The organism is Pseudomonas sp. CH235, assembly GCF_004368175.1.
GTDB lineage: Bacteria > Pseudomonadota > Gammaproteobacteria > Pseudomonadales > Pseudomonadaceae > Aquipseudomonas > Aquipseudomonas paraglycinae.
Genome location: NZ_RRZJ01000030.1, coordinates 1 through 26,812, shown reverse-complemented (window position 1 = coordinate 26,812; position 26,812 = coordinate 1). Strand labels below are relative to the sequence as shown.

The 26,812-nt window shown below is 56.9% G+C and carries 20 protein-coding genes and 1 pseudogene; 13 read left to right on the top strand and 8 right to left on the bottom strand.

Features of this window, described 5'->3' with window-relative positions:
* Positions 1-171: 171 nt before the first annotated feature.
* Positions 172-5,094, top strand: a complete 4,923-nt coding sequence (locus EIY71_RS23620; RefSeq protein WP_134023344.1) for an NACHT domain-containing NTPase — start codon at positions 172-174, stop codon at positions 5,092-5,094.
* Between the two features lie 149 nt (positions 5,095-5,243).
* Here EIY71_RS23620 and EIY71_RS23615 read toward each other — a convergent pair whose 3' ends face one another.
* From EIY71_RS23615 to EIY71_RS23585, 7 genes are all read right to left on the bottom strand, one after another.
* Positions 5,244-6,311, bottom strand: a complete 1,068-nt coding sequence (locus EIY71_RS23615; RefSeq protein WP_134023342.1) for a tyrosine-type recombinase/integrase — start codon at positions 6,309-6,311, stop codon at positions 5,244-5,246.
* A 2-nt stretch (positions 6,312-6,313) separates the two neighbouring features.
* The gene (locus tag EIY71_RS23610; RefSeq protein ID WP_134023340.1) at positions 6,314-6,550 is read right to left on the bottom strand and encodes a DUF4224 domain-containing protein; all 237 of its coding nucleotides are present in this window, start codon (positions 6,548-6,550) and stop codon (positions 6,314-6,316) included.
* The gene (locus EIY71_RS23605; protein WP_134023338.1) at positions 6,537-6,893 is read right to left on the bottom strand and encodes a pyocin activator PrtN family protein; all 357 of its coding nucleotides are present in this window, start codon (positions 6,891-6,893) and stop codon (positions 6,537-6,539) included. Before EIY71_RS23605 ends, EIY71_RS23610 begins: the two co-directional genes overlap by 14 nt.
* A 158-nt stretch (positions 6,894-7,051) precedes the next feature.
* Positions 7,052-7,333, bottom strand: coding sequence for a phage antirepressor KilAC domain-containing protein (locus EIY71_RS23600; RefSeq protein WP_134023336.1), 282 nt, complete (start codon positions 7,331-7,333; stop codon positions 7,052-7,054).
* A 10-nt stretch (positions 7,334-7,343) separates the two neighbouring features.
* The gene (locus EIY71_RS23595) at positions 7,344-7,934 is read right to left on the bottom strand and encodes a hypothetical protein (RefSeq protein WP_134023334.1); all 591 of its coding nucleotides are present in this window, start codon (positions 7,932-7,934) and stop codon (positions 7,344-7,346) included.
* Entirely contained in the window at positions 7,931-8,110 is a 180-nt protein-coding gene (locus EIY71_RS23590) for a hypothetical protein (protein ID WP_081794195.1), read from the bottom strand. Before EIY71_RS23590 ends, EIY71_RS23595 begins: the two co-directional genes overlap by 4 nt.
* A 78-nt stretch (positions 8,111-8,188) precedes the next feature.
* Complete coding sequence (locus EIY71_RS23585; RefSeq protein WP_108224734.1) at positions 8,189-8,971, bottom strand: S24 family peptidase; 783 nt, start codon at positions 8,969-8,971, stop codon at positions 8,189-8,191.
* Between the two features lie 661 nt (positions 8,972-9,632).
* Here EIY71_RS23585 and EIY71_RS23575 point away from each other — a divergent pair.
* From EIY71_RS23575 to EIY71_RS23555, 5 genes are all read left to right on the top strand, one after another.
* Complete coding sequence (locus EIY71_RS23575) at positions 9,633-10,151, top strand: phage regulatory CII family protein (RefSeq protein WP_019649393.1); 519 nt, start codon at positions 9,633-9,635, stop codon at positions 10,149-10,151.
* Positions 10,144-10,368, top strand: coding sequence for a TraR/DksA family transcriptional regulator (locus EIY71_RS23570; protein ID WP_008080171.1), 225 nt, complete (start codon positions 10,144-10,146; stop codon positions 10,366-10,368). The genes EIY71_RS23575 and EIY71_RS23570 overlap by 8 nt, the downstream gene beginning before the upstream one ends.
* Positions 10,358-12,577, top strand: a complete 2,220-nt coding sequence (locus EIY71_RS23565; protein ID WP_134023331.1) for a VapE domain-containing protein — start codon at positions 10,358-10,360, stop codon at positions 12,575-12,577. Before EIY71_RS23570 ends, EIY71_RS23565 begins: the two co-directional genes overlap by 11 nt.
* A complete protein-coding gene (locus tag EIY71_RS23560; protein ID WP_134023329.1) occupies positions 12,570-12,929 on the top strand; it encodes a hypothetical protein in 360 nt (119 codons plus the stop codon). Before EIY71_RS23565 ends, EIY71_RS23560 begins: the two co-directional genes overlap by 8 nt.
* A gap of 526 nt (positions 12,930-13,455) precedes the next feature.
* Positions 13,456-13,788 (top strand): phage holin family protein, encoded by a 333-nt coding sequence (locus tag EIY71_RS23555; protein WP_134023327.1) that lies wholly within the window; start codon positions 13,456-13,458, stop codon positions 13,786-13,788.
* Positions 13,789-13,944: 156 nt separating this feature from the next.
* On the opposite strand, the gene EIY71_RS23550 is transcribed toward EIY71_RS23555, so the two are convergent.
* Entirely contained in the window at positions 13,945-14,679 is a 735-nt protein-coding gene (locus EIY71_RS23550; protein ID WP_134023325.1) for a hypothetical protein, read from the bottom strand.
* Positions 14,680-14,888: 209 nt separating this feature from the next.
* Between EIY71_RS23550 and EIY71_RS23545 the strand changes: the two genes are divergently transcribed.
* The 7 genes and pseudogenes from EIY71_RS23545 to EIY71_RS23510 all read left to right on the top strand — a co-directional run.
* Entirely contained in the window at positions 14,889-15,491 is a 603-nt protein-coding gene (locus EIY71_RS23545; protein WP_134023323.1) for a terminase small subunit, read from the top strand.
* 70 nt (positions 15,492-15,561) lie between these two features.
* Entirely contained in the window at positions 15,562-17,190 is a 1,629-nt protein-coding gene (locus tag EIY71_RS23540; protein WP_178083793.1) for a DUF6531 domain-containing protein, read from the top strand.
* Between the two features lie 408 nt (positions 17,191-17,598).
* A pseudogene (locus EIY71_RS23530) lies at positions 17,599-19,743 on the top strand (type I secretion system permease/ATPase).
* Positions 19,744-19,750: 7 nt separating this feature from the next.
* Positions 19,751-21,175: an HlyD family type I secretion periplasmic adaptor subunit gene (locus EIY71_RS23525; protein ID WP_134023321.1), complete on the top strand. Its 1,425-nt coding sequence runs from the start codon at positions 19,751-19,753 to the stop codon at positions 21,173-21,175.
* Between the two features lie 15 nt (positions 21,176-21,190).
* The gene (locus EIY71_RS23520) at positions 21,191-22,672 is read left to right on the top strand and encodes a TolC family outer membrane protein (RefSeq protein ID WP_134023319.1); all 1,482 of its coding nucleotides are present in this window, start codon (positions 21,191-21,193) and stop codon (positions 22,670-22,672) included.
* 265 nt (positions 22,673-22,937) lie between these two features.
* The gene (locus tag EIY71_RS23515) at positions 22,938-23,150 is read left to right on the top strand and encodes a hypothetical protein (protein ID WP_146024030.1); all 213 of its coding nucleotides are present in this window, start codon (positions 22,938-22,940) and stop codon (positions 23,148-23,150) included.
* A 13-nt stretch (positions 23,151-23,163) separates the two neighbouring features.
* Positions 23,164-26,812, top strand: a 3,649-nt coding sequence (locus EIY71_RS23510) for a calcium-binding protein (protein ID WP_305955773.1), incomplete at its 3' end; no start/stop codon positions are given.

The following is a 26,812-nucleotide window of genomic DNA, read 5'->3' as shown; positions in this document are numbered from 1 at the left end:
TGCACACTCGGTTTTCTAGGCAAAAAGCCTCCATCATGGTTAGTAGCTTCTGGTCGGTAGCTTTCGCTTGCCTACGTCCGCTTTTGGCTGTTCGCAGCCATTCGGGACCGACAGCAATCGGCCAGAACTCGAATCTGATCGGACGTCTTAACAACAATCCGAATAGTCCAATTGGCATTGGCGAAGCTCCTGTCGCTATGCCAATCTATGGCGATGCCAAGTCCATTTGCCGTACTCAGTCCGCCAGACACGATACCTTCCAGAGCTCCCGTCGCCACGCGCGATCAGGAGCTGCCGTTCGATGCGCTGAGTTGGGAGAACTTTGAACGTCTTTGCCATCGACTGACTGCACTCGAAGGCGATGTCGAGCATTGCGCACGATATGGACGGCAAGGGGAGGCGCAGGAGGGCATAGATATTTACGCGCGCAAGGCGGATGGTCGCTACCATTGCCTGCAGGCTAAGCGTCATCGTAGCTTTGGCGCGGCTCAATTACTCAGTGCGGTCGATCTGTTCCTCGACGGAGCATGGGCCGCGCGCGCTATCAGTTTTACAGTCGCGGTCCAAGCATCTCTTCGTTCGACTGTGATGCAGGAAGAAATCGAGCGCCAGGCCGCACGGCTTCGCGCGCGAGGTATCACTTTTTTGGCTCTAGACGGTGAGGGGCTCACCGCTCGCTTGCGATATCAACCAGAGCTCATCGACGATTTTTTCGGGCGCCCTTGGGTCGCAGCACTGCTCGGGACGGACGTTGCCAGCGCTTTGGGCTCACGGCTCGATGGAAATGCATTCGCACGCGTGCGTGCGCAACTCGCGAATGTTTACGAGGTGCAGTTTCAGTTCTTCGATCCAGGCAGTTTCGGGACTATAAGCGACGAGGATGGAAGGCCCGCACTGACATTGCTCGAAAGATTCCTCAAGCCCGACATTCTAGTACGCGAGACTTCACGCCCCCATGATCGAGCTGAGGTGACTGGTGTCGAAGGTGAGCGGAGCGCCACCAGTGTTGATGTTTCTCCGCTGAGTCCGGAATCCGAAATAACTAGGTCAAGCGGCACGGTCGCTAATAGCCGTATGCGGCGCCTGCCAGTTGGTGAATGGCTTGGTGACAGTGAGCGGCTGGTGTTGCTCGGTGAGGCCGGTTGCGGCAAAAGCACGTTGCTACGCGTAGTAGCACTCGACTTGTTAAAAAGTCAGTCATATTTTCCCGAGCTTGCCACAATCTGGGGGCAGTACCTTCCAGTCTATATTCCGTTCGCACATTGGTCTGCCCAGGTTGCGCGCGATGGCCATGCAATCGGCATCAAGGAGATTGTCCGGCGTTCTCTGCAGCATTTTCTTACGAGCTCAATCGTTGACCTGCTTGATCGCGCTTTTGACGATCAGCGCGTTCTGCTGCTCATAGACGGCTTAGATGAGTGGAGCGGCGAGCAGGCTGCTCGCGCGACACTGAGTGCGCTCGTGACTACCGTCGAGGCGCATAACGTTCCCGTGATTGTCTCTGGCCGGCCTAGGGGGTTGAGCCGCATCGGTACACTTCCCGCGAATTGGAAGCGCGGAACAGTTGCGCCCCTGTCGACCATCCAGCAGGCTACGATCGCTAGACGCTGGTTCGGGCGCTATGCAACGACTGAGTCAAATGGCACAGGCCTATCTGATGCTGGCCTGCGCACCGGCCGGTTCATGGCCGAGTTGGCCCGCGATGCCAACTTGGGCGCGCTTGCCGCGGTGCCGTTACTCCTTATTGGTCTAGTGACCCTTGCTCTGCGAGGCCAGATTCTTCCACGTACACGGGGTGACATTTACGATCAGTTAGTAAGAGTCTTGCTTGAGGTCCATCCCGAGAACCGAGCGACGGCCTCTGGCGACACCACGCCACGCTTCCGTCATGCCACTGATCCAGACCAAAGACGGGCGGCGATTGCACGGCTAGCGTTCGCGATGCGCGAGCAGGCAGGCGGCGGTGGTATGCCGCTAACCGCTGCGCGCGAAATTCTTCGCACCTACCTCACTTCACCACAAGGGTTCGATCTCCCCGATGGCGATGCTTGGGCCGCAGCCAATGAGATTCTTTCCGTCAATGCTGAAACTCAGGGGCTTATTGTCGAGAAAGCGTTCTCCGAGATCGGGTTTGTCCATGCAAGCTTCGAGGAGTTTCTCTGTGCCGAGCACATCAGTGGCTGGCCGTTCAGCGAAATCGAAGTGTTCGTCCGAAGGCATGCTGGTGAGGGCCGTTGGCGCAATGTCATTACCTATCTTCTCGGATACATCCAGCGGCGAGACGAGTTCGATCGACTGATCGGGATCATAGAGGAGCCTGAGTCCGATGATCTGGTGCGCTTCCACCGCCAATTTTTATTAGGCGATATTGCGTTCGGTTCCGCTATGCGCGCGACCGCGAACGCAACCGTCAAGCGTTTGGCTCTCGCGACTATGCACCGAGTCGAAACCGAAGATTGGGTACCCGCCCGTAGAGAGGCATTAGCATCGGTGCTGAAAGGTCTTGCTGACCCTACGTTCAAGGTCGACATCGAACAGCGACTTAGGCGCTGGTTACCTGGGCGGCGGCCCTATCGCGCTTCATTAATCGGAGCGTTCGGCGCATGGCAGCCGTCGGAAAAGCTTCAAGACCTGCTGGTTCAAACGATGCACGATGAGGATCCTGGTGTTCAACGTGCAGCTGCTGCCGCATATGCAAACGTCTTCTCTTCCTCGACCGAGGCCTGTGAACGACTTCTAAATGCGTTGACAAATACGCGCGATCTCGCCGCCGCGAGCGCAATCCTCGAGAGTCTAGCGTTAGGTTGGCCGGACGCGCCCGCAGTTACGCCGCTCTTTCAGGAAGCATGGCTTTCGCACGGAGCGGAACTGCGCCTAGTTGGTATCCTCGGACTCGCCGCAACAGGTTCGGCATCCGACGAAGCGCGCGATACCGTGCTACGTTGCCAAAACCATTGGTCAGACGTTTCTTATCCGCATCACGATCTCGCTGCGACAATGCTCATGAAGTACTGGCCCGGCGACGAAACACTTGTGAAAAGCGCCCTCGATCGCTTATCGGGCAACTTTGATTCGATTTGGGAACACACTAGCGCTATCGCGTATCTTCTGGAGTCACCTCTCGATCGCGCCGATGTCCGTACCTGGATTCTCGCTGAGCTCGGTCGTGAACACCCCTTCAATATAATGAGCAACAATCGTTGTTGGGCACAGGTGGGCCGCTTCGCCGCGGCCGATCCAGATATCCGCTCCGCCGCGAATGCCCATTGGTGCGAACCACAGAACCGACTCATCAAAATGCACGCGTTACCGAACTATGTCGCTCATGTTGCAGACGGGCAAGTTGCGGCTGCGATGATTGAGGTGCTTGGCAACAAGGAGGAAAAATTCAACCGTCATTGGGCTTTGAGCACTTTACTTACTGGCTGGGGGCGCGATCATCCTGAGGTCAAATCTGCCATCGATGCGCTGATCGACGCCGTCGACGAGGACCTAGACGATCTTGTCGCTCTCCTTCCCAATATCGTGCTCGATAAGGCAGCTGCTCGCGCAAGGCTGATTCGTATGGGTATGCGCTCTGAGGTTCGGCGCGATCTACTCATCATTGGCTTGGAAGCATGCGGCTGTGACTCTTCCGACGACGAAGCAGTAGCCGCAATCCTCGCCTTTCCAGATCAATTTCGCGGCACGCTCGGAGTGTCCTATCCGCTACTCCGTACGTTTGGAGAAAATAACAGTATCCGCGAAGTTGCCCGCAAGTATCTCCGTGAAGCTGATGGGCCTTTGGAGGCAATCGCTGCCTGTTACAAAGACGATCCGGAGTTCGCTTCTACGCTATTTGACATAGCAGTGCCCTTGCCGGTCGATCTGCGCACGCAAGTCGTTGAGGTCGCTGCGACTGGCGCCGCAGGAACGGCGCTTGAGGCGATACTGGGTCAGGGCATGCTCGAAACTGATCCCGAGCTGCGCGTACGGATGGTGATCGCACATCATCGGGCGCTACTAACTGACGCTCATGAAACTGCTCGGCAAACGCTTCTCGACAAGGCGATCAACGTCGGGATCGATCATGGGTCGATCCGCGCCGCAGCACTTGCTGGGCTGGTTACAATGGGCGCACTTGAAACAATGGTGAATCTTGAAGAACGTGGCAAGCCGGTCGGGCTCTATACTGGAAATCTCGCTGAAGGCATCCCAGCTATTGAGCGGTTGATCTGCGAGCGCTTCGAAGAGTTCGAGGCTGCCTTCGGCGATAGCTTGTCTAAACGGTTTGAGACACTTGGCAACGACAACCGGCTCGCTGAAATATTATCGACGGCTCCAGGGGCCTCGCCTGCTGCTCGAGCGGCATTCCTAGCTCTGGCTGAACGTGGCGAAATGCCGCGCACACCGCACGCGTTGCGCGCGCTTGCCGCTGAACGTCCTCGCAGCGATCTCTTGCTAGCTCGCTGCTGGGACACAATAGATAGCAGGGCATATAGGAATGACCGCGCGATGGTTAATGCCGATGTGGGGCTTATCCTACGCGAACATTTCTCCGACAACCCCGGTGTGCATCAGCGACTTGTCGATCAGTTCAACGAAACTCCCGTCACCGCGACCGCTATCCCGCTTGCCATCTTCGCGCCTGACGCAGAGGAACTAACGCTTCCTGTTGACTTCAATGATATTGGTAAAGAGTTCGGAGAGTGGACATTAGCTGTGAGCGTGGCCGCCCACCGTGCGGACAGCGCCACCTTTTGCAAATTACTTGAATCCATGCTTTGTCGCCGGTGGCGTTCGCAGTTTGATGCCCAGTCGCATACCAATTTAGCGGTCGAAGAAAGGCTCCAGTGGGATTCGGAACTTCAAGGCCTTCTGAGCGAAAGAATCAATAAAGACGTAGATCCGAGCATTAGTGGTAGTTTTTCCCGTTATTTGGCAGCGGCTGGCAAACTCAGTCCTGAGGCCCGTGGCCGGACTATGGAGCTTCTTCGGACTATTAGCACCGATCAGCGCCTGCCAATTGCAGGATATGACGCAATAGCTGATCAATGGCGCGCGACACGCGCGACACTGCTCGATGCCGTCTTTGCTGGACTTGAATTTAGTTGAAGATTGGCCACTTGCGTCCGCTTCTGGCCGAAAGCAGGTGTTCGTGAGCGGCAGCTAATGGCCGAGAGCTGCATGTCGCGGAGGCAGTTCTAAAGTTCGAGGTGAGCGGTTAGAGCACTCCTGAGCGAATTTAACCAATTATGTTGGGTTCATCGTGTGGGTTTCACAATCTCGCCGACGCGTCGATAAACTGTTTCTGTTATGCGTTTATCGGTATGCCCAAGCAGTCGGCTGGCATGACTAAGATCGTCAATCTCACTGGCTGCCTTCGGCCGGATATCCCTGAACTGAAACTGTCGAATGCTTGAAGCGAGTTGCGCATCTTCGTCCTCTAGAGCTTTCGCGATAGCAACATTGCGTGCATCGTCGAATCGTAGGCGAAGCATTGGCGCAGTCACGCGGCGACCATCCTCCGTAATGATCAAATACGGGTTTCGTACTGCGCGCACCTTCCGCTGTACGAGCAGCTTTTCTATCAGCTCACCTAAACCGTTAATGATCTCGCCGGCATCGAGCCGGATGCGGAGCTTTTTCGAGGTCTTGCCCTGTGCAACCAGCAGAAAGCTGTTGGTGACATCCGTAGCGCGCATGGATAGGACATCAGCAGGGCGCTGGCCCGTAAGATAGGCCAGGTCCATGGCGTCTTTGAGTTCTGGCACGGCAACACCATAGACGGCATTCCAGATCGCGGCATCAGCGTAAAAGTCACGTGGTGTCTCTTTGTTCTTGCGCACACCGGAGGCTGGATTTTCCTTGTCAGTGATACCCCATTCTCTGGCAATGTTATAGATGTGCGAGAGCAGTGAGATCTCGCGATTTGCCCGAACCTTCCCGGTCCGTTTATCGCGGTACTGAGCTATCACCTGTGGTGTCACCGCATTGATCGGCGCTTCACTGAATGCTTTCCTGAGTTGCGTCAGTGAAAGCAAGTTGTCCTTTTGGGTTCTTGGCTTTTTCGCCGGAATGATCTCGGCTTCGTATCGGTCGAAAACTTTTCCCAGAAGGGTGTTCTTTTGCGGAATTGGCTTGCAATCGAGTTTCGCCCATTCCGCCTTGGCGACATCCAAGTCCCTACCCAACGGAATTTCCTTCCTCTTCCCCTGATCATCTCTCCCGTCGTAGTAATACCCGACCCACTCTGAACCGTTTTTCATTGACCTGACCCGCCTAATCATTCGAGGTGGCAGATCCCGATTTGCAGCCTTTCTTGGTCGCATTTTTACCCCACGCGTGAAAGATCTAGCGACCAGGCTTCAGCCGCAATATTGTCAGATGAAGGCTTCACACCGGACAGTTTCATTCGCGCGTACACGCGACCAACAACGGGTCGTCTTGCACCTGTAAGTACGTATTTCCAGCCATTTCGATTGAGCCAGTCCAGCTGCGATGAAGGTCGTTGATATCCGGTGATTGCGACCAGTTCGTCCTCGGCAAGAGTTTCGCTATGAATTTCCATGTTTATCCCTTTCTAAATTCGCTTCTGCTGGTATGGTTTCGCCCTGTTGGCGTTGCATGCTCTCGTCGGCTTTGTAGGCGCGGATGTCGATCAGCGAGGCGACGTGCCGGATATGGGCGTACTTCAAGGCCTTGCGGCTGGTGTCCAGCGTGGTGATCGGAAGCTGGATCCGGCCGCTGTTGATCTCCGTCACGAACGACTGCTCGTTGAGATTGCGAAAGTACTGCTCGCGGACTTTTTCTAGCGGGATCAGGACGTCACCGAAGATTCGATAGAGCAGTTCGACGGTGGCCGATTCGGGCGCCGGATGAAGGCGAAGCGGATTCTGTGCAGCGTTACTCATGGCCTTGTCTAGCCTCCTTGCGTTGTTGTCGTGCCGGGTGGTTCCAGGCATTCAAGCAGTGGCGTCTGGTCAGCTCGCGCAGATGTTCGGGCACTTCGAGGAGCGCGGCGTTACGCTCCTCGCGTGTGCGCATGGCAACGATCTGGCGGGCGTACTCCCTAGGCCACGTCACGGCGATCTGCCGGGATGGCGGGTAGATCGATGTCCAACTGGTCGGCTAGCCAGCGGATACCGGCTTGCATGACGCGGGTCGACTGGCTGTACTGCATTCCGCATTTTTCGTCATACCAGGGGCTGTCCTTGACCCGCAGGTACGCTTTGTCGCGCTTCGGGCACGCCGGCAGGTTTCCCTTGAGCAAACCTTTTTCCCGCATGAGAGCGATCAGTTTGGGGCGAGTGAGGCCGAGTTGAGCGGCTGCTTGGGCGAGAGTGCGTTCCATAGCGTCCTCCTCATGCTGCGTGCGCAGCTGGAGTGGCCGCTGCAGCAAGGTGGTTGATGGACTCAATCACCTTTGCGTAAATCTCGGCATCGGAGTCGTACAAGGTGAAGCAGCGTGTGTGCGGACTCTTGTTGCCGATGCTCAAGATCGCGGTGACGCCGCGGCTTGTATGAGTGCGATGCAGCGCCACATGCAGGGGAAGTTCAAAACCCATGTCGAGGCTCAGCACGCCGCCGGTGTGCACCAGTTCGAACACGCGCTGCTTGTCCTGGACTTCAAAGCGACCGTATTGACGATCGGCATGCGGGAGAGGCACCAGGTCGCTGGAGTTGCTCGCGTCGAACGGACCGTTGGCAATCTCTTCAATGAAATCGGCCAGTTTGAGGTGCATCTTCTTGTCGTTTGGCAGGGTTAGCGTGTGGCGTTCGCAGCCCAGTTCGACGACAAAAGTGCTTTCCACTGTGCCGCGCTCAGCCTTGAGACGGAATGCCAGGCATTCACGCTTCGGTGCTGTGCGCAGGACATGGTTGAAGGTCTCGGTCAGGTTGACCTGGGCGTTGAGCAGCTGCAGGGTGCGGTTGTCGATCTTGTACTTGATCATGCTGCGTGCCCTCCACCGTTCGGATCGATAGGAGAGGGCTGGCAGGACTTGGCGACAAGCTTGGGTTTGCTGTTATGAATGACGACCAGACAGCCCGTGGCGAGCTGCAGCTGTTCGATCAGTTTGCGATTGCTGACGCATGCAGGATGGACATGTAGGGATGCGGTGGCGCGCATGGTGATGCCTCACTGTGGTTGGAGAGTGAGGCAAGTAAACAATCTGTTTGGTTTTTGGTCAACACATTTTGTTTGGTATCAGATCAGAGAGGGGCCTTTCAATGGACGTATTGATGACCACCAAAATATGCGGCCAAGAATTACCACCCGTTGAGCCATGATCTGATCGAAGTCATAGTCTTCGTCAGCGTATTCCTGTGAATTGAAGCTCCTCATCTTGATGCCGTTGGCAGTACGTTGAAGAAACTTAATCCGAAAATGCCCGTCGTGGTCGATTGCGTACATTTCGCCGTCAACAATTCGCGTCATTCCCGTATCAATGCCGACTGTCGCTCCCGAAAGAATCAGTGGGTGATTACTGTTCCCGCTGTTGGTGGCAAATACAGCGTTTGAGGGATCTACTCCGCAAGTCCTCATCGTAGCTCGTGAAAAACGAAGCTTGGGCCCAGCGATCTCCTGAACCTCTGTACGCGCAACCTTTCCAGGCCCAGAGGATAACTCCACTTCCTTGTACAACCTTAGCTCCACCTCGTCATTGTCTATTGGTGTTTCTGAGTCCCAAGGAGCCATTGGCTCTAGCACGTAAAGCGGCGAATCGTTAGCAGCCGGGCGTAATGGGTTTCGCTCAGTGCTCTTGGTCCGCATTGGTACATCTTTCCCTTCTAGCCATTCGCGCTCCACGACAAGTGTCAGCGCAACTTCGCCGACCATGTACGCGGGGACGCCCCTAGCTTTCCAGTTCGTGATGTTCTGGTCGTTCTCGAGATCGAGAATTCGAGCGAGCTGGGCCCCCGTCAATCCGGAGTCTTCGAGCGCTTCACGAAAGCGTTGGCCTTTGAGGTTTTGCGTTTGTTTACTCATAAACAGAATGTTACAGCGCTTGCATTCAGATGATAACAAACGTATTGTTTGGTCTTGCCGTTCAAATTGTTTGGTATGGATAACGTCATGAGTACACCTGCTCAGATATTCGATTTAGTACTGCAGGTTGCTGAGGCCTCCGGCAAAAGCCCTTCCCAGCTATCGCGAGAGTGCAAAATCAGCCCTCAGAGATTCTTTAATTGGCGTCGGCGAGGTATCCCAGTCGCACAGGTTCGACATCTGTCGAAAGCACTTTCTGGAGCGCTGCTACCTCATCAGCTTAGGCCGGATTTACCCGAGATATTCCCAGCCGAATCCGATGCTGAAATACAAGCTGCATAGAAAAAAGGCGACCCAAGGGTCGCCCAGTTTCTCCCGACAGCATCACCACAATGCAGTCGGGTCGCGATGTCGGAAGGCGAGCACACAACATGCCGCCGACTTTCATCGCGTTTCCAAGGCTCGGAAGCCTTGGTGTTGCTGCCGTTCTTACCACAGAGCTGGCAGCTGTTGCGCCAGGGGTGAACAACGGATCGTTCGCCCCGGCACGGTGCCGGTGTTGGTCTTACGAACCTAGCCGGCTTTGGGCCTCTCCAGACCACGCGGCAAATGTATCACCAACTTCTGTCGCGCGGCACTGGCAACTTTTAGGATTAATGCCATGAGCCGTATCGCTCTCAGTTCTCTGGAACGGGCGCAGCGGGAAATCCTGCCGCTCGATTTAGCGCTGTACCACGCCGCTCGCGATTACCCGGGCGGCGCTGCTGCCATCGCTGCCACGACCGGTCGTAACCCGACTACGCTGCAGCACAAACTGTCGCCGACCCACCCGAGCCACTCCATTAACATTCAGGAGTTCGGCGAGATCCTCGAACTGACCAAGGACCGCCGCATTCTCGATGCGGTGCATGCGCTGGTCGGCGACACGATCTGGCAGGAACTGGCCGACACCTATACCCACGACATGCCCGAAACGCTCACGACGGGCATCGCCGAATACTTCCGCCAGGTTGCTGATCTGGCCGAGACCTGGGCCAAGAGCATCGGCGACGGTGTGGTGACTGATCAGGAACTCGCGGCGATTCGTCTGCAGGTGTTCCGGGGTATTCAAGGTCTGCTGGGTTTGTTCAACCGCGCCACCTACGTCAACCAGACGACGCGAGGTGCTGACCGTGGCTGACATCGCCGATTTCGCTAACGATCTGGTGCAGGAGCGCATCGATCAGGCCATGGCCGCGCGCAGCGCTGCCAAAGCCGAAAGCGCTGCCCATTCTTTGCTGTTCTGTGAAGCCTGTGACGATCCGATTCCGGAAGCACGCCGCCTGGCCCAGCCGGGTTGCTCGCAATGCATCAGTTGCCAGTCCCTCTCTGAGCGGGGGATTCAGCATGCTCGATGAGGTATTGGGGCAATTCGCCGATTACGGTCTGGAGCCAGCGCAACCGCTGGTGTTCGGCAAGCTGACCCGCTGCAAGACATCGCAGGACAAGGGTAAGGAAAAGAACGGCTGGTATGTGGTTCACGAGCAGCGCACGGAGAAGGGCGACACCCTGATCTTCGGTGCTTTCGGTGACTGGCGTTCGGGCGAGACGCAGAAGATCAAGGTCAAGGCCGGTCGCATGTCGCCGGAAGAGCGCGAAGTGATGCGCGCTCGCCAGGAAGAAGCCAAGCGCCGCGCCGCCGAAATCGCGAATAACGCTGCGCGGCGGGCCGCGAAGAGGGCGCAGGGATTGTTCGAGCGCATGCCGACCACCGGGCGCAGCGATTACCTGGACCGCAAACAGATCGTCGGTATCAACGTGCGCTACGCGCCACGCACTGGCGTCGTGCTGGTCCCAATGAAGAACGCCCGTGATCAGATCATGGGCCTGCAGGTGATCTTCCCAAACAAGCAGGAAGACACCGGCCGCGACAAATCCTACTGGCCTTACGGGATGGCGAAGGAGGGCACCTTTCACCTGCTCGGCCCGCACCCGGTACCAGGTGAACCGGTGCTGGTCTGTGAGGGTTACGCTACCGGCGCCAGCCTGCACATGGCGACGTCGCTCGCCGTCGCCGTGGCCTTCGATGCGGGCAACCTGCTGGCTGTGTGCAAGGTCATGCGCGAGCGCTTTGCCGGCTGCCCGCTGATCATTTGCCGCGATGACGACTGGAAGACCACCAAGCCTAATGGCGATGCCTGGAACCCGGGTGAGGAGAAAGCGAGCAACGCCGCGCTGATCGTTGGTGCCCAGGTCGTTGCGCCGATCTTCGCGGTCGAGCGTCACGACAAGTGGACCGACTTCAACGACCTGCACGTCGCCGAAGGCCTCGACGCGGTGCGTCGACAAGTGCTCGCGGTGGTCCGTCCTCCCGCTGCCGGTGGCTGGAAAGATCAACTGGCCCGCAGCGAGAGTGGCGCCCTGATCGCGCACATGCAGAACGTCGAACTGATCCTCGCTCACGACGAACGCTGGGCCGGGGTGATCAGCTATTGCGCCTTCAGCTCGAAAATCGTCAAGTTGCGCGCGGCCCCTTATGGCGGTGGCACCGGCGAGTGGGCGGACATCGACGACGTGCGCGTGATGAAGTGGCTCGCTCAGCAGTACAACCTGCGCGTGAAGTCCTCGCACGTGATCGAGGCCGTCAGCGTCGTCGCTCACGACCACGCGTTTCACCCAGTGCGCGAGTACCTGAAAAAACTCGACTGGGATCGTGTGCCGCGTTTGGAGCGTTGGCTGACGGATGTGATGGGCGTGAAGGAAACCGACTACACCTCCAAGGTCGGCAAGCGCTGGCTGATCTCGGCCGTGGCGCGGGTGATGAAGCCCGGCTGCAAGGCGGACTCGGTGATGATCCTCGAAGGCGTACAAGGCGCCGGTAAGTCGACCGCCATGAGCGTGCTCGGCGGTGAGTGGTTCATGGACACGCCGTTTGCCCTCGGCGACAAGGACGGCTTCCAGGCAATTCGTGGCAAGTGGATTGTCGAGCTCGGCGAGCTGGACAGCTTCAACAAGGCCGAGAGCACCAAGGCCAAGCAGTTCTTCTCGGCGTCGACCGACACCTACCGCGAAAGCTATGGCCGCAGAACCCTGGACGTGCCACGCCAGTGTGTCTTCGTCGGCACCACCAACCAGGACGAATACCTCAAAGACGCCACCGGCAACCGCCGCTATTGGCCGGTCGCCTGTACCAAGGTCGACGTGCCGTTGTTGCGCGAGATCCGCGACCAGCTGTGGGCCGAAGCGGTGTTCTGCTTTGAGGCCGGCGACCTCTGGTGGGTCACGCGAGAGGAAGCGCCGATGTTCAGCGAGGAGCAGGACGAGCGCTTTGTGGTGGACGAATGGGAGACGCCCATTCTGACCTGGCTCGAAGAGTCGCAGATCGGCGAGACCACCACCGGCAGCGAGGTAATGAGTCAAGCACTCAAGCTCGACCCAGGGCATTGGGGCAAGCCCGAGCAGATGCGCGTCGGCGCAATCCTGCACCGGCTCGGCTGGCGACGCTTCCGTTTGGGGGCGTTGAACAAGAGCGGTCAGCGGCCATGGGCGTACAGGAAACCCGAGCATTGGGGCAGGGCGTCTGCGCTGCAACGGGACGAGTTCGAGGAGCCATGCTTCGATGATTAAGGCAATCGATATGGCCCTCAAACAATGGGCGCAAGAGCTGCACAGCGATGAAGTGGCCGCCGGTTACTCGGGCGGCAACATGGTTGCGATGATGATGGAAAGCGGTGGTCAGCTCGTGCGCGGCAGGCGCGGGAGCCGGGTGCCGCTGGAAGCCTCACTGGACATTGAGCGCATCGTCAAGAAACGCCTCGATCCTGAGCTGATGACCGTGGTGCAGGTGCATTACTTCCAGCCTGACGCGCCGTTGGCGGCACGTCTGACGCGAAGCGGCTGTACACGCAACGTCTATTACCAACGCCTGCATGACGCCCACATCGTGGTCGAGCACTTCCTCCTGGGGGAAGCGGCTTGATCTTGGGCATCCCTCTGGCTTACGCCGTCCCACCGACCCGCGTCCGTCCTACTGCTTTTGCAGTCGCGGGACGGGCACAGGCCCCGTCGTTGTTGGGCTGTCCCACCGTCCCACCTTTTTTGCCTCCCACCCGTGTATGCGTAGCGGGCACAGATACGCGCGTTCACGCGCACGCGTGCTTTTTAAATTTCTCTCTATACACGAGAAAAGAGAAAGAAAAGTAGGACGGTGGGGCAAAGCCCCAATCTGCGGGGCTTTCAGACGTCCCACCTTGTTTTAGAGAAGTGGGACGTATGGGACGCCAGAAAAGCAAAAGACAGCCGAGATAGATATTCACCGACATTCGCCAGACGTTCACCAGACGTAAGCCACACATTCACCGGATGGCATTAAACCGGTCTTGCTGCCACCAGAATCGAGCTGTAAAAAGGAGCCATCTTCGATGGGTGCGACCGCAAAGCGCGGCAGGCCACCCACCACCCGACCCGGCCATAGCGCCGGGTCTTTTTGTTTAAGGGGCAGGGCAATGACGAACGAGCAACAGGCACTGGCAGAGATGCCGATCTGGTTGGTGATTGCCCTGTCATTGGTTGGCGGCGTGTCCGGCGAGATGTGGCGCGCAGACAAGGATGGGGCACGAGGCTGGGCATTGGTGCGCCGCCTCGCACTTCGGTCCGGTGCCTGCATCGTGTGCGGCGTATCAGCGATGATGTTGCTGTTCGGTGCGGGCCTGTCGATCTGGACAGCGGGCGCCCTGGGTTGCCTGACCGCGATGGCCGGCGCGGACGTCGCCATCGGCTTGTACGAACGCTGGGTCGCCAAGCGCCTGGACCTGAGCGAGGCCGAGCCGAAGGCATGAGCCGGGCAGGCCGGGTAGGGGGGCAGATTTCACGGGTCCTCCCCGAGGGCCGCCCCCTACACGGGTTATCGAACTCGCGGATTCTCTCTAGCTGAAACCTGCGTAGGGATGTCCGTCTTTCCAAAGGGAGAGGGCATGGCTTGGATTGGTAAAGGCTCAGAGAGGTTTGATAGGTTTCTCCTTCAGTAGGACCTGTCTCATTATTCGGTTTGTCCTGTTGTCGATTTTATAAACGGTGTGATTAGAGAGTAGGAAAGTGCTCTTGGTGTCTGCCGCGAGGAGACGGCCGATGATTTTCTCGCCATCCTTGGTCACGAGGCTATGCTCCGTAATCACACCTTTTGTAGCGTTTAACCCAGTTGTTGAGGTGATGTCTTCTCGACCTCTGTCGATGCCGTGCTGCACTCCCCACAGAGGCGCAACAAACAAAGTAAACAGTGATATCCCGCCCAGGAATCCTTTCACGAAAAGTGCCTGCCCTTTCGTTTCAGGATTTGCCAACACGCGAGCGTAGATTAGCGCCACGGCCGCGAATGGCATCCATGGGAGCAAAGGACCAATTAATGGCACTCCATCAACCCAGTTCATCACACCAGTCAAGCTATGCAGATAGCCTGCCGCCAAGATGGTTGGGCTAGCTAAATCAAGCTCACCCGTCTCGACACCAAACTGCTCGTAGTAAGTGGTTAACCCCAGATAGCCATCCACAAAGAGAGCTGCCTGTAGGAATAGCGCAATGCTGATCATCAGCTTTAGTGCAAAGTCTTTGTCTACTCCTTTAACGGCTGGTGGCACCGGGCTCGGGAGCTGCGGACTGGCACAGTTCGGATGAGTGATAGTTATCGGAGTCATGAGCTCCACCTGAACTTTCTTTTGCTTGTTCCAGAACACGTTTCTTCCCTGATGTGATGGAGGATCGTTGACGCAGACTAGCGCAACGATAATGGAGCTGAAAGGGCAGGGGACCCTAGGGATTTTCAAAAGGCACGGGGTCGGAAACCCGCGCGATCGTGTTAGTCGGAGGCCTGCCAGCTTACTGAAATTTCAATCCACTGAAATCTTGAAAGGATTCATTGAAAAGCCGCTGAAAAGGAGGGCTTATGACCGCAGCCACGTACCTATCCAAGAGCGCCTTCGCTGCGCACATCGGCCGATCACCGAGCTACATCACCTGGCTGAAAGAGAATGGCCGGTTGGTGCTGTCGCCCAATGGCAAGCAGGTCGATGTGCTGGCCACCGAAGCATTGATCCGCGATACCGCTGATCCGAGCAAGGCTGCCGTCGCTGCTCGCCACCAACAGGATCGGCTTCAGCGTGATGTGTACAGCCACGTCGCAGCTCAATCCGAGCCGACCAAAATGGCTGCGCCGCCGCCCGTTGACCCTGCGCAAGGGCAGACTCCGGACTTTCAGAAAGCACGAGCGCATCGAGAGCACTACCTGGCGCGGATGGCTGAGATGGAGTTTCGCAAGGCGCAGGGTGAACTGGTCGAGATCAGCTTCGTGCAGAAGGCCGCTTTTGAAACGGCACGTTCGCTCAATCATTCGCTGATGAGTATGTCGCCTCAATTGGCACCGCAACTCGCTGCCTTGTCGGATCCATGGGAAGTGGAGCGGCAGCTGATCGCTGCATTGCGCCAGCGGCTTAATGAAATTGCCCAAGTCTCAAGTGACGATTTTGGCTTCGTATTGAGCGAGTGCTGAGGATATACCTGGCTTAGAATTTGTTATGGTTTGTGAAAAGTTGCACTTTTGATGTTTGGCCATTCTTGAAATGGATGATTTTGTTGAGCAGGCCAAAGGCAAATTGCCCGGCATCCTGGCGGACGCTGTCAAGTTCGGCGAAGACGTCATCAACGAGATTGCCAAAGGCATCGAAGCGGTGGCTTTCGGCAATCTGGATGTCAAAGGTGATCTGAATGCGGCCAGCGCACGGGCAAGTGCTGCAGTCGATCAATTCAAGAATGATCCGCTGGCCTCATTCAGCAATGTGTTCGGGGCTGCCGCGAGTGCTTATAAAGCGGCTGGCAAGGGCCTGGCCAACAGCGTGGCACAAAATCTGGTGCCCGATGACTTCAAAAAACCGTCTCCGACGAAACCAAAAAAACTGCGCGCGATGAGCCCGGAGCTGCGCACTCAGTTGAGCAACGTCGACGATAAATCGGTGCAGAACTCCATAGGCTGGTTGCTGTTTATCCTCTCCAGTGCCGTGACCGTGTGGCGCAAGCGCAATGCTCATGGCCAGAGCACCGCGGTCCATCCAGACAAAACCGATCAGGCAAAGCACACGGCGTCCGATGGTCAATTGGGGTCCAACGGCCAGCAGGCACCGGCGAAAGTTGTGCCCAATCCGAAGAAAGGTCCCTGTGAATGCGCCACGGACTTCAGCATCAATTTCGCCTTCGGTTCGGAAAGCCTGAACCATACCGATTTCAGCCTGCCCGGCCAATTCCCGATCGAATGGACACGCACCTATAACTCGCGCCTCGACGCCTACGATCAGAGTGAACTCGGTGTCCGCTGGATCAGCGAGTTCGACTGCATGGATGAGGGCCTGACGTTCTACGGCGCCGATGGCCGAGACCACAGCTACCCACTGCCAAAGGTCGGCTTGTTCCAGTACGACGCCATCGAAAACATCACGCTGGACTGCAACAGCGAAGATCAACTGCTGCCGTGCCGTGGTTTCCAACGCAAGGAAACCTACGTCCGCCGTGACCAGCGCTATGTGCTGAGCAATATTTCGCTGAGCAACGGCGCTGGGGTCATGCTGCATTACGAGTATCGTCACGGCGAACACTCGGTGCTCTCCGACCTGATCACCTACCAGGAAAACGACATCAGCAAGGTGCACCTGCACCTCGGCACGATGATCGACGATCAAGGCCGGTTTATCGACCTCTGGCAGATCGTTGACGGCGAACCGTTGCGACAACTTTGTGCGTACCAATACGACGTCTATGGCGACCTGATTCAGGCGCAGGACGAGAACGGCGCAGTCTGGTCGTATCAGTTCCAGCATCACCTGATCACCCGCTGCACCGACCGCACCGGGCGCGGCATGAACCTGCAGTGGGACGGCCCCGGCGCCAAGGCCAAAGCCATCCCCGAATGGGCCGACGACGGCAGCTTCGACTCGCGTCTGGAGTGGGACGAAAACATCCGTCTGACCTACGTCACCGACGAGCTTGGCAACGACACCTGGCACTACTACGACATCCTTGGCTACACCTACCGCATCCGTCACGCCGACGAGCGTTCGGAATGGTTCTTCCGCGACGACGCCAAGAACATCGTGCGCCGCGTCAATGCCGATGGCAGCACCGATCGCTACATGATCTGGTTGGCTGAAAGAAAATCTCCCGCGAATCCTCGTCTCAAGCACAACAACTGCGCAGTATGAGAACGCAGTGACGTATTTTCAGAAGCGGTCGGATCCCCCTGGGATACTATTCACTTGGGCTTGCCGAGACGATCCTGCTTATCTAGACATTTCAAGCGACAGGCTTGATCTCACCCCCTCTTCGTAAGTGTCCGAAATCGTAGCTTCTCCCGAATAAATTGATGTGTCAGTTGCTCAGAAGCAGAAAAAATGGAGCCTCCACGTGGTGGCAGAAACCAAATGTCGTTTTTTGTATCTTCACTACCACTGAGCCATGTAGAGAAAATTAGTGCAGAAAACAATCTGGCGACTTGCGCTATGGCATTGTGCAACTATTCTCACGTCTGCTCAGTCCGCCTGTGCTCACCTCAACTGCAGCGATCATTCCGCCCAAGGTTTTAAAAAGAATAATCAGGCAAGGAAGCTGCGATGGATAGACAGGACGCCTCGGGCGCCGAATCATCTTCCCCTCTGGACACCGGTCTTGCCTGCCTGGTGATGCTTGCTCGCTTTCACAACATCGCTGTTAGTGCCGAACAGTTGAGCCACGAGTATGTCGGCTCTGGCCAGAAGTTCGGCAAGGCTGAACTTCTTCTGGCGGCTCGTCAACTTGAGCTCAAGGCCAAAGCGACGAGTGTTTCCCTCAAGCGCCTTGCGCTTACACCGTTACCAGCGATTGCCCGTGCCACGGACGGGCAGTTTTTTATCATCGCTCGATTTGATCAGGACAAAGTGCTGATTCATGACCCTCGGGTCTGTCGGGCGCAGGTCCTCGGCACCGATGAACTGTCCGCAAGATGGCAGGGTGAGTTGATTCTTGTGCGCTCCCAGGCCTCCCAAGCCAGCGAGTTGACGCGCTTTGATTTCACCTGGTTTATCCCGGCCATCGTCAAATATCGGAAATTGCTGGGTGAAGTGTTGCTGGTGTCTTTTGTCTTGCAGATTTTTTCATTGCTGACACCGCTGTTTTTTCAGGTGGTTATGGATAAGGTCCTGGTGCATCACGGGTTGACGACACTGGATGTGATCGCAATCGGTTTGCTCGGGATCATGTTGTTCGAGACCGCATTGAGTGGCTTGCGTACCTATGTCTTTGCCCATACGGCCAGCCGTATCGATGTCGAGTTGGGAGCCCGGCTCTTTCGTCATCTGGTGACCTTGCCGTTGTCATATTTTCAGGCTCGCCGGGTAGGGGACTCGGTCGCTCGGGTGCGTGAACTGGAAAATATTCGAAGTTTTCTTACCGGTAATGCCATCACCCTATTGCTGGATATCCTTTTCTCGGTGGTGTTCATCGCCGTGATGTTTTTTTACAGCGGCTGGCTGACCCTTGTGGTAGTGCTGTCACTGCCGCTCTATGTATTGGTTTCAATAGTGGTCACGCCCTTGTTGCGAGCCCGCTTGAGCGAGAGCTTTTCCCGTGGAGCCGAAAACCAGGCATTTCTGGTGGAAACCATCAACGGCATAGACACGCTCAAGTCGATGTCCGTGGAACCACAGATCACCCGCAAATGGGACAACCAGCTGGCTGCCTATGTATCGGCCGGCTTCAAGACGCAGACCTTGTCGAACATTGCCAATGAAAGCGTTTCCCTGATTGGCAAACTGGTGACGGTTGCCACACTCTGGCTTGGGGCACGCTTGGTAATAGACGGTCAACTGACGGTTGGGCAGTTGATTGCTTTCAATATGTTGGCTGGGCGGGTCTCGCAACCGATTATTCGGCTCGCACAGCTGTGGACCAACTTTCAACAGACGGGAGTTTCGGTACAGCGGCTGGGGGATATTCTCAATAGTCGTACCGAGCTTTCCCAAGCTACCCGCAGTGCCTTGCCTCCGCTATAGGGGCAGATCGAGTTCGATCAAGTGCTATTCAGATATCGGCCCGATGGTCCCGAGGTGTTGCGCGGTATAAGCCTGGTAATCGAGGCCGGGGAAATATTAGGTGTGGTCGGGCGCTCCGGTTCCGGGAAAAGCACCCTCACGCGCCTGTTGCAGCGCCTTTACGTTCCGGAGCGGGGCCGGGTATTGGTGGACGGTATGGACCTGGCACTGGCGGATGTATCGTCACTTCGTCGGCAGATTGGCGTGGTGCTCCAGGACAATATGCTGTTCAACCGCAGTATCCGGGAAAACATTGCCTTGACCGATCCCGGGGCCCCGCTCGCGGGAGTCATCGAAGCGGCAAAAATGGCGGGGGCTCATGAGTTCATCCTGGAATTGCCGGAGGGCTACGACACTCTGGTGGGAGAACATGGCTCTTCATTGTCCGGTGGTCAGCGACAGCGCATTGCGATAGCGCGCGCCCTGATCGGCAACCCTCGCATTCTGATTTTCGACGAAGCCACCAGCGCACTCGATTATGAGTCCGAGCGCATCATTCAGCAGAACATGAAGCTGATTTGCAAAGGGCGTACGGTCATCATCATTGCCCACCGACTTGCCGCAGTGCGTGACGCCCATCGGATTGTGGTAATGGATCGGGGACAGATCGTAGAGCAGGGTACCCATAGCGAATTGCTTGCCCTGCAGGCTGGCCATTACTCGCGCCTGCACCGTTTGCAGCAAGGATAAGCCGGCCATGGGAAATTCTTCGGCAGGGCGAGAATTGCTGCGTCGTTACCACCGGGCCTGGCGCGAGGCCTGGAGGCAACGCCACAAGCTGGACGCGCCGCGACGCTTGCCTCATGAAGTGCAGTTCCTGCCGGCTGCTCTGGCATTGCAGGAGCAGCCGGTGCACCCGGCGCCACGCTATATCCTGTTTGCAATCATGTCGTGTGCCGCTTTGGCACTGCTCTGGGCGTGCGTGGGTGAAATCGATGTGGTGGCCACGGCGACTGGCAAAGTGGTCGCTAGCGGCAAAAGCAAGACTATCCAGCCCAGCGAGGTGGCGGTAGTCAAGGCGATTTATGTCCATGACGGGCAGTCGGTCAAGGCCGGTGATTTATTGATCGAGCTGGATGGTAGTGCTACCGGGGCTGACGTCAAACGCCTGCAGAGCGACCTGATCGCTGCCGAAGTGGACAGTGCCCGGGCTGGAGCGATGCTGGAGGCCATTGAGACCAAGAAGCCCCCCGGTTCTTTGAGCGGCAACATTCCCAACGCCGACCCGCAGCAGCAACTGGCGGCACAACGCTGGGTCTTTGGGCAATATCTGGAACTGCGTAGCGCGCTGGATCAGGCGGACGCCGAGATCGAGCAGCGGGCTGCGGAGATAGTTTCGGCCAATGCCAGTGTCGGCGCATTGCTCAAGACATTACCGATCAATCAGCGCCTGGCGGATGACTACAGGACCCTGTTGGAACAGCAGTATGTACCTCGGCACGCTTATCTTGAAAAGCAGCAGGCCTTACTGGACATGCAGCGTGAAATTGCCGTCCAGCAAGGACGGGGCCTGGAGCTCAAGGCCGCCCGCAAAGAAGCTGAACGTCGCCGCGATACCACGTTGGCCCAGACTCGACGAGCGATGCTCGATCTGCAGCAGCAATCCGAACAAAAAGTTGCCTCGTTGACCCAGGAGGTCAACAAAGCGCGCCAGCGGGATCATTTGATGCGCCTCGCTGCACCTGTGGAGGGCACTGTTCAACAACTGAGCATTCATACCGTGGGCGGAGTTGTTACAGCCGCGCAGCCTTTGATGGTTGTCGTCCCTCGAGACCAGCCCGTGGAAGTGGAGGCAATGCTGGAAAACAAAGACGTCGGATTCGTGCGTGCCGGGCAGGCAGTGCGGGTGAAAGTGGAGACCTTCACGTTTACCAAGTACGGGGTGGTGGAGGGCGAGGTTCTGAGTGTGTCCAGCGACGCCATTGAAGATGAAAAGCGCGGTCTGTTGTACAGCGTCCGCATCCGTCTTCTCGAGGATTCTGTTCAGGTCAAGGGCCAGTCAATCCATTTGACGCCCGGTATGTCGGTTTCGGCGGAGGTCAAGACAGACCGGCGCAAAGTCATTGATTACCTGTTGAGTCCGTTGGAACGCCATTTGTCGGAAAGCATGAGAGAGCGCTGATCAGGAGGCGGGGGGATGAGTCGTACGGCAGGCTGGGCTTTGGGGGGGGTGTGTCTGTTCGCCTGCCAGGCGGTGGCGGGGAGCATCGAAATAACGACCCGGGCAGAGTTGTTGGCTGTCTATCGTCAAGCGATGATGCACAACTCGGACCTGGCCGCCGCCAGGGCTGATTTTGAAGCACGTAGCGAAGCCATTCCCCTGGCTCGCGCCAATCTGCTGCCAACGTTAAGCAGCACGGTCTCCGGCGAGTCGACGCGTCTTGAACGCGATACACCAAGCCTGACTCGAGCGCGTAGCGGGACGACTTTCCAGGCCAATCTCAAGCAGCCACTGTTCAATGCCGAGTCCTGGTTCGGCTTGAAGGCGGCCGAGGCTTCAACCTCCCAGGCGTCGCTGGAGCTATCGGCCAAGGAACAGGAGCTGATCCTCAAATGCGCGGAGGCCTACTTTGAAACCTTGCGTGCCAGCGACGACCTGGCAGCCTCTGAAACTGAGGAAATCGCTCTCAAGCAACAGCGCGACCAAGCTCAGGCACGCCTTGTCGGAGGACTTGCCAGTATCACGGATGTCTATGACGCGCAGGCGGCCTACGATAACGCCCAGGCCAATCGCAAGCTGGCCGAGCGCAAAATAGAGGACGCTTTCGAGCAACTGATTCGCTTGACCAATCACGATTACGATAGCATCGAGGGTATTGCCCATCAGTTGCCGGTTCTGGCACCTGCTCCTGAAAACTCGAAGTCCTGGGTCGATGCGGCGTTGCGCCAGAATCTGATGCTGCAAGCCAATGATCAGGCTGTGTTGGCCGCAGAGCAGACTTTGAATCAGCGCCAGGCTGGGCATGCACCTACCCTTGACGCCATTGCCTCCTACCGCAAGGGCGATAACGATAGCTTTGGGTACAGCAATCCAACGGACTTTGGTCGTAACGGCTATCAAGGCAATGTGGCGCAAAGTTCGGTAGCGATCCAGATCAATGTGCCCTTGTACAACGGGGGACGTACCAGCGCTCAGGCGCGAGAGTCCTACAAGCGTTTGACCCAGAGTGAGGAGCTACGCGAGACCCAGCGTCGGGAGGTGGTGCTTAACACACGTAACTACTACCGGGCGGTTAATTCCGATATCGAGCAGATCCTGGCGCGTAAAAAAACCATTCTTTCTAGCCAGGGGTCATTAAAAGCCTCGAAAGTAGGGGCCGATATCGGCACGCGCAATACGGTTGACGTGCTCAATGCCCAGCGCCAGTTATTCACCGCAGTGCGGGATTACAACAATGCGCGCTATGACTACATTCTCAACAATCTACGCCTGAAATTAGCTGCCGGTACATTGAGCCCGCTCGACCTCGAGGGGCTGGCTCATTATCTGAAGTCCGATTATCAGCCCCGGCGGGACTTCTTGCCACCCGAGCTGACACCCGACGACTTCAGAACGCCACATGGCGTGATGCCCGCCAAAGGGCCGGACAAAGAAATAGCTGAGAAGGCGATGCTCTAAGCGGTTGACGTTCAATAGCGCATGGGTCTAAAGCCTTAAAACCCGGAGAATGATCCTGTACTAAGCTCGCTTGGCTGGCTTTTTGCCAGATGTCGATAGGGAACCGCTCGTTCAGAGTGCATGGAGGCAACAATGCATACCTCACCTCCCAGGCACAGTCCTTGTGCGCTCGTTTCGCATTCATCGTGTCTTTTTCGCCGCTTCATGGTGCGCGAACAGCTTCTTTCGTTGCAGTCAGAGGGATCTTCCAGGAGCGCTCTATGGCTTGCGTGATGCAGAGATAAAACCAATGGGCAACATGATCTGGGGGGCTCTAGGACTATTGCCGGTACTGGCATTGTTCTTTCTGTCCTGGAGTGAACTGCCGAAGTTTCAGGGCAAACCGCCGGTGAAATGGAGGGTATGGACCAGCCATGTGCTGTCGGTGTTGGTGTTGGTGGAGTTAGCTGTGTTGTTACTGCTTTTCTATTTCCAATAATCGAGAGGTCGTCATGGCTGGCAACATATTTGAGTTGAAAACCGATACCCCCAACCAGCCCGTAGTGGTCGATCCCGCCTGGTACCAACAGGGGCAGACGATGATCGAAGGGCTGATGGCGAACGGTGAGAATACCATGGAGCAGGCCCTCGCCAAGATCAGCACTTTCATGGAGTCCAAGACGGCATTGCAAAAAGGCAGCATGGCGCTTGGGGTAATGAGTAGCGCGGTCATGAAGTTCGCTGCCAACACTCCGCTGGGCGCGCCCTTGGCGATCAGTGCGTTTGCCGGCGATATCGCCGTATTGAGCGAAGCCATCTCCACGGGTAATGCGACGACAGGCCAGGTGCTAAATGTAGTCAGCGGGGCCTTGAGTATCACTCAAGCATTGGCATTGATGGCCACCATCGGTATTGCCGGAACAGCGGCCGGGGCATCGGCGGCTACGTTCGCCGCAATCGTTGGAGCTGCGGCGCTGGTGGTGGCGGCAGCCAGCTGGATCGTGGACAACATTGATACGGTCAAGACAGGCCTCAATGGCGCTGGCGATTTTATTGTGGAGCAGGGCCAGGCGTTGGCAGGGGCCTTGCTGGGGCTTGATAACGCGGGCGTACAGGCAATGAGCGACTTCCTGGATGGCCTCAAGTCGCTATTCGAAGGTGCCGGTACGACGTCTAGCCCGTTGATCCTCGATCTGGATGGGGATGGGGTGGAAACTTTGTCGGTCGAGCAGGGCGTGCATTTCGACCACGATGCAAATGGTTTTGCCGAACTCAGCGGATGGGTGGGCAAGGACGACGGTCTGCTGGTTTGGGATCGTAATGCCAACGGCCGGATTGACAGCGGGCGCGAGTTATTCGGTAACAATTCGACATTGGCGAATGGTGGTTTGGCAGCAAATGGCTTTTCCGCGCTGAGCGAACTGGACAGCAATCATGACGGAAAGGTGGATGCCAATGATGCTACCTATGCACAACTGCGAGTCTGGCGCGACAGTAACAGCAACGGGGTTCTCGATGCCGGCGAACTGCTGACCCTCGATCAGGCCAATGTGGGCAGCTTGAACCTGGGCTATGTCGAGCAGACTCAAACCGATGGCCAAGGCAATCAGGTCCTGCAGAAAGGTACGTATACCGACGCAAATGGTGTTGTTCGAGAGATGAGCGATGTCTGGTTCAACGTCGACCCGGCGCGAGCAGTAGACTTGCAAGCGATACTGAGCAGCGGGTCGCAGGCTTTGCCCGATTTGGCCGGTTTTGGTCTTGTGGTGGGTTTGTCCAAGGCCATGGCGCTGCCAGGCGGGGGAGAGTTGCGCTCGCTGCTCGAACAGTTCGTTGCGCAAACTGACCCCCTGGCCCGTAACGTATTGCTCGATAACATCATCTTCGCCTGGAGTGGTGTCGCTGGGCTGAGCCCTACCAGCCGTGGCGGTTTTATAGATGACGCCCGCAAGATTTATGCCCTGGAGGCTTTCCTGGGCCGATCATTTGTCCAGACCGCCAACGGTAATACGCCCAACCCAGGCCCCAATTCCGCTGCCAAGCTGATGAAGGCCTATGACGAACTGGCGGGTTTCATTTCCTCTGGACTGATGTTGCAAAGCCATTTCAAACCCTTGTTGCAGGCTCTGGATTTCACCTTCCAGGGGGGGCAGTTGAAGCTGGATGTAGCGCCGCTGGTGGAGGTGTTTCGCAGCCGCTACAACCAGGAATTCAGCAGCGGGATTGACATAATGAAGGCCTTCGCCAAGGCGCTGGTGGATTCTGGGGGCAAGTGGGGCGCGGACGTTCTGGCTGACTTGAAGCGTGCGGGCAACCCGACGGCGGAGGGTTTCGAGTTTGTGTTGGCCAACCTTGACGCAGTAATGGGCGGGCTGGATAACGACGAATTGTATGGCGATGAGGGGGCTAACTTGCTGCTTGGACTGACTGGTCAGGACATCCTCTACGGCGGTGCCGGAAACGATGTCCTGGACGGTGGCCACGGAAATGATTTTCTGAGCGGTGACGCCGGCTCGGATACATATCGCTTCAGCCGTGGCTGGGGCGACGATGTGATCAACAGCTATGATCCGGGGACGGGCAAGACCGACATCATCGAGTTTGACGCCAGCGTTCTGCCAACGGACATCATTTTTACTCGTTCGGGAAACAACCTGGTGTTTCGTCTGCAAGGTGGCAGCGACAGGATCACCGTCAGCAACTTCTTCTCGGCCGGATACAAGATCGACGAGGTTCGTTTCGCCAACGGTGTCGTCTGGACCGCGCAGCAGATCATGGGCGTAGTCATGGTCAGCACCGATGGTAATGACGAGCTCCATGGCTACGGTTCCGATGATCTGCTCAGCGGTGGCTTGGGAGATGATGTGCTGTATGGCGAAGCCGGCAATGACATTCTCGATGGTGGTGCGGGCAATGATGTGCTCAATGGTGGCGCAGGTTCTGATATCTACCGCTTCAGTCGAGGGTGGGGGCAGGACATCATCAACAATTACGACAGTGCAACTGGCAGAGTCGATGTCATTGAGTTCTTCGGCAACATAAATCCAGAGGAGCTGGTGCTGACCCGTTCAGACAGTCACTTGGTTATCTCCCTCCGGAATTCCTCCGACAAAATTACCGTACGTTATTTTTTCAGTAGTGGTTATCAATTGGAGGAGATCCGTTTTGCCAGCGGCACCACGTGGAGCCTGGCTCAGATAAAAGAGAGGGTCATGGCAAGCACCGATGGCAATGACGAATTGCACGGTTATGGCGGTGATGATCTGGTCAGTGGTGGGTTGGGCAATGACAGCCTGTACGGCGAGGGCGGCAACGATGTGCTGCTTGGCGGTGCGGGCAACGATGTCATGGACGGTGGGGAGGGTTCGGATACTTATCGGTTCGAGCGAGGCTGGGGACAGGACACCATCAACAATTATGACTCGACGATCGGTAAGATCGATGCCATAGAGTTTGGTGTCGATATCAATCCGCAAGACCTGATGCTGAGCCGTAACGACAGCCACTTGAATATTGTCCTGAAGGGGACTTCGGACAAGATCACCGTGCGGTACTTCTTCAGTAAAGACTACCAGTTGGAGCAGATCCGCTTTGCTGATGGAACTGTCTGGAGTCTCGAGCAGGTGAAGATCATGGTGGCGGGCGCCACTGTCGGTGATGATGAGCTACATGGTTATGGGACGAATGATCAGCTCAACGGCTGGCTTGGCAACGATCGCCTGTTTGGGGAAGGAGGGGACGACATCCTTGAGGGCGGCGCTGGTAACGACGTACTTGACGGCGGGACCGGCTCTGATATGTACCGGTTCAGCCGCGGCTGGGGCCAGGACACCATCAATAACTACGACACTACGGCTGGCAAAGTCGATGTCATCGAGTTTGGCGCCGATATCACTCCCGAAGACCTGGTACTGACCCGCACCGACAGCCACCTGAACATCGCCCTGAAGGGGAGTTCGGACAAGATCACCGTGCGGTACTTTTTCAGTGGCGGCTACCAACTGGAGGAAATCCGCTTCGCCAATGGCACGACCTGGAGCCTGGCGCAAGTCAAGGTGATGGTGATGACCAGCACCGAAGGCAATGACGAGCTGCATGGTTATGGCACCGATGATCTGGTGAGCGGTGGCCTGGGTAACGACAGCCTGTACGGCGAGGGGG

Excerpts from the sequence above, each read along its gene's own strand:
- EIY71_RS23615 (WP_134023342.1), bottom strand. The coding sequence starts at position 6,311 with ATGCGACCAAGAAAGGCTGCAAATCGGGATCTGCCACCTCGAATGATT.
- EIY71_RS23610 (WP_134023340.1), bottom strand. The coding sequence starts at position 6,550 with ATGGAAATTCATAGCGAAACTCTTGCCGAGGACGAACTGGTCGCAATC.
- EIY71_RS23605 (WP_134023338.1), bottom strand. The coding sequence starts at position 6,893 with ATGAGTAACGCTGCACAGAATCCGCTTCGCCTTCATCCGGCGCCCGAA.
- EIY71_RS23600 (WP_134023336.1), bottom strand. The coding sequence starts at position 7,333 with ATGGAACGCACTCTCGCCCAAGCAGCCGCTCAACTCGGCCTCACTCGC.
- EIY71_RS23595 (WP_134023334.1), bottom strand. The coding sequence starts at position 7,934 with ATGATCAAGTACAAGATCGACAACCGCACCCTGCAGCTGCTCAACGCC.
- EIY71_RS23590 (WP_081794195.1), bottom strand. The coding sequence starts at position 8,110 with ATGCGCGCCACCGCATCCCTACATGTCCATCCTGCATGCGTCAGCAAT.
- EIY71_RS23585 (WP_108224734.1), bottom strand. The coding sequence starts at position 8,971 with ATGAGTAAACAAACGCAAAACCTCAAAGGCCAACGCTTTCGTGAAGCG.
- EIY71_RS23575 (WP_019649393.1), top strand. The coding sequence starts at position 9,633 with ATGAGCCGTATCGCTCTCAGTTCTCTGGAACGGGCGCAGCGGGAAATC.
- EIY71_RS23565 (WP_134023331.1), top strand. The coding sequence starts at position 10,358 with ATGCTCGATGAGGTATTGGGGCAATTCGCCGATTACGGTCTGGAGCCA.
- EIY71_RS23560 (WP_134023329.1), top strand. The coding sequence starts at position 12,570 with ATGATTAAGGCAATCGATATGGCCCTCAAACAATGGGCGCAAGAGCTG.
- EIY71_RS23555 (WP_134023327.1), top strand. The coding sequence starts at position 13,456 with ATGACGAACGAGCAACAGGCACTGGCAGAGATGCCGATCTGGTTGGTG.
- EIY71_RS23545 (WP_134023323.1), top strand. The coding sequence starts at position 14,889 with ATGACCGCAGCCACGTACCTATCCAAGAGCGCCTTCGCTGCGCACATC.
- EIY71_RS23540 (WP_178083793.1), top strand. The coding sequence starts at position 15,562 with ATGGATGATTTTGTTGAGCAGGCCAAAGGCAAATTGCCCGGCATCCTG.
- EIY71_RS23525 (WP_134023321.1), top strand. The coding sequence starts at position 19,751 with ATGGGAAATTCTTCGGCAGGGCGAGAATTGCTGCGTCGTTACCACCGG.
- EIY71_RS23520 (WP_134023319.1), top strand. The coding sequence starts at position 21,191 with ATGAGTCGTACGGCAGGCTGGGCTTTGGGGGGGGTGTGTCTGTTCGCC.